Consider the following 2,753-nt stretch of genomic DNA (forward strand, 5'->3'; position numbering starts at 1 on the left):
ATTGCAAAGAAATATTTTGAAGAACCTAGAGTGTTTCCAAATATAGATTGGTGGGAATATATAAATAAACAAAAATATTATTTTGTATACATATACGGATTTTTGGATACTTCAAATAATGTAATTGAACTTTCAGAAAATGAAAAAAAAGAATTAAAAGAAAAAATAAAATCATATTATAATTCAGAAATAATTGAAGTTGCAATTTTTGAGCCTGAATAATTAATATTTAAAAAAATAGAGGAATAGTATTATAAAAATGAAAAATATAGTAAAACTATTAATAATCTTTATATTTAGTGGCACATAAAGAATTAGAAGATTATGTAACAGAAGTAGGTATACAAGATAAAGTGATATTAGTAGTAGGACATTCATTAGGGGGAGGAATAGCAAAATATATAAATCTTATGATGAAAAATACACAAGCTATAACAGTTGATCCTGCTAATGTAGAAAAGCTTGAAACTATGCTAATGTCAGGAAAAAGGCAAAGAGAAGAACATGAATTGGCAATTAAGGAAAATAGAAAAGAAAGAGATTTAACTGGATTATACGATATGATGGATATTATACCTAAAAACATAAAAATTAATATAACACCTTTAAATGTAGTAAAAGTAGTAAATGGTAAAAAGATGAGTTCGCCTTTTTATCGTGGAGTTGTGTTTTATAACAAAGCATTTGCATATGAAAATAGTACTAATTTATATTATTTGAAAAAAGAAAAATTGGAAAAATTAGAAAAAGAACCAAAAGTTGCAGAATTATTAAAAATATCTAGCAAACTTGATAAATATTCACCAGATTATTATAGTGATTTAGCTAGAATTAATGAGTTATTTAAAGATGAAAATGTAAAAAAATATGCAGAATTAATAACAAGTATTAGTAGAATTTACGATTCACATAAATTAGGTATTCCTGATGATATAATAAATAGACTTTATCATTCAAGAAAAAGAGAGGTTAATAAATAATGAAAAGGGGTTTAATCATATTATTTTTGGTATTTATGTTAGTATCATTGGGAACTTGTGTTTATATTGAACCATATTTATATAAAGAAGGACTTTTAAATAAATATGAAGAAGAAAAAAATATAATAATGAATAAAAAAAATATAAAAATTGGAGCGACTAGTTATGGGACAGACCCTGAAGGAGGAAAAAATTATCCAGTAGAGTATATTCAAACAGAAAAACTTAAAACAAATTATTTTGAAAATGAATATAGCACAACTTTCAAAAGAGATAGATACCCTGAAGATTTACATATTACAGGAGAAAAAACATATATAATAAATGAATTGTTATATGATAAATCAAAAGGAAATCATTTTGAAAAAATAGATGAATATATACAAAAAAATAAAGAAAAAATATTTAAAGTATTTTTGGGAGAAAATTGGGAAAATGGGGAAGCAATAAAATTTGAAATAGAAATATTAAGAAATCTTGATTTTAGTAAAAAGAACGAAAAATTTTATTATCGTAAATATAGGAATGCTAATATAAAAAATTATGTTATAAATCCAATTGATGAAGATAATTTAAAAGATTATGAAAAAGGTTTAGAACGAGAAAAACAATTTTTTAATGAAAAAGTAAAGTATGAAGATATAGATTGGGAGAAATATATAGATTATATGGGAGATTATCCAGTATTGATAATGTATATTCAGAAAAAAGTGTATGATGAAGCTAAAAAAAAGAGATATTGGATTTTTGAAGTTGATATAAGAGAAGAATATATGAGACATACACCAGAAAGAGTAAAGGGAATAAAAGAAGTATATAAAGAATTTGAAAAATACTATAATAAAGATACTTTTACATTTGCAATATATGAATAGAACAATAGAAAAAATAAAAAGATTGGATATTAAATTTGATTGGGATTTATTGAAAGGATTTCATTTTTCAGAAAAATCAAAATATTTAGGATATTTTATTTTAGAAGATGGAAAAAAGGAGACTAAAAAAATTGAAAAATAAAATTATATTATTTATTATATTTATGTTAACATTAAATTCTTGCTTTAGTAGAAATAAATCAGATGTAGTTAGAGATTTAAAAAAATATAATATAATATTACCTGAAAATGAGTTTGATTATGAATATGTTCCAAGATTTAATGCTACTTTTGAAACTATTAAATTGAAAAAATATAAGTATAAAACTAAATATAAGCACCAGATAGGTTATACAACTAGAAATATTGAAGAATATATTTATAATGTATTTATTAAACAATATATACTTAATAAATATTTGTATGATAAGAATATTGGTAATAATTTTGAAGAAATTGAAAATATTATTGATGAATATTTATTGAAAACCAAAAATAAGTTTAATATTATTGATTGGCAAACCCCAGTAATATATATTGGATTAGAAGATATAAATATAAGTGAAAATAGAGATAGATTTTTATATAGAGACAAATGTTATTTAATATCAAAAAATAAAGTTAATGAAAGTAATTTTAAAGAATGCTCAAATATAAAAATTACACAAAATAAATCTTCTGATATATCATATTTAAGGAATATATATTTAAAATATATAAATAAACAAACAAAATACGATGAATTAAATTTTTCACAATATTTTGAAGATGATAACAAATATTTATTAATAAGTATAGCTTTATATTCTCTAGAATCGAATAAAGAAAAATTTATTGATGCAGTAAATTTATTTAAAAATGAAAATTATTTAAAAAGGATAAGAAAAAATTATAATAA

The 2,753-nt window shown here is 21.1% G+C and carries 5 protein-coding genes; all 5 read left to right on the forward strand.

What is annotated here, in order from left to right; all coding sequences use genetic code 11:
• The coding region (locus AWT72_RS09825; RefSeq protein ID WP_197407651.1) for a hypothetical protein at positions 1–222 on the forward strand (222 nt) is incomplete at its 5' end.
• A 77-nt stretch (positions 223–299) separates the two neighbouring features.
• Entirely contained in the window at positions 300–980 is a 681-nt protein-coding gene (locus tag AWT72_RS08385) for a hypothetical protein (RefSeq protein WP_067143552.1), read from the forward strand.
• Positions 980–1,855: a hypothetical protein gene (locus AWT72_RS08390; protein WP_067143555.1), complete on the forward strand. Its 876-nt coding sequence runs from the start codon at positions 980–982 to the stop codon at positions 1,853–1,855. The genes AWT72_RS08385 and AWT72_RS08390 overlap by 1 nt, the downstream gene beginning before the upstream one ends.
• On the forward strand, positions 1,848–1,997 hold the full coding sequence (locus tag AWT72_RS08395; RefSeq protein ID WP_156413126.1) for a hypothetical protein: 150 nt from the start codon (positions 1,848–1,850) through the stop codon (positions 1,995–1,997). The genes AWT72_RS08390 and AWT72_RS08395 overlap by 8 nt, the downstream gene beginning before the upstream one ends.
• Positions 1,987–2,753: hypothetical protein (locus AWT72_RS08400; protein ID WP_156413127.1), on the forward strand; the 767-nt coding region annotated here is incomplete at its 3' end. The genes AWT72_RS08395 and AWT72_RS08400, both read left to right, overlap by 11 nt.

Source organism: Oceanivirga salmonicida (assembly GCF_001517915.1).
Taxonomy (GTDB): Bacteria; Fusobacteriota; Fusobacteriia; order Fusobacteriales; family Leptotrichiaceae; genus Oceanivirga; species Oceanivirga salmonicida.

What these genes read in the sequence shown, in the direction of transcription:
- AWT72_RS08390 (WP_067143555.1), top strand. Translation starts at nt 980, where the DNA reads ATGAAAAGGGGTTTAATCATATTATTTTTGGTATTTATGTTAGTATCA.
- AWT72_RS08395 (WP_156413126.1), top strand. Translation starts at nt 1,848, where the DNA reads ATGAATAGAACAATAGAAAAAATAAAAAGATTGGATATTAAATTTGAT.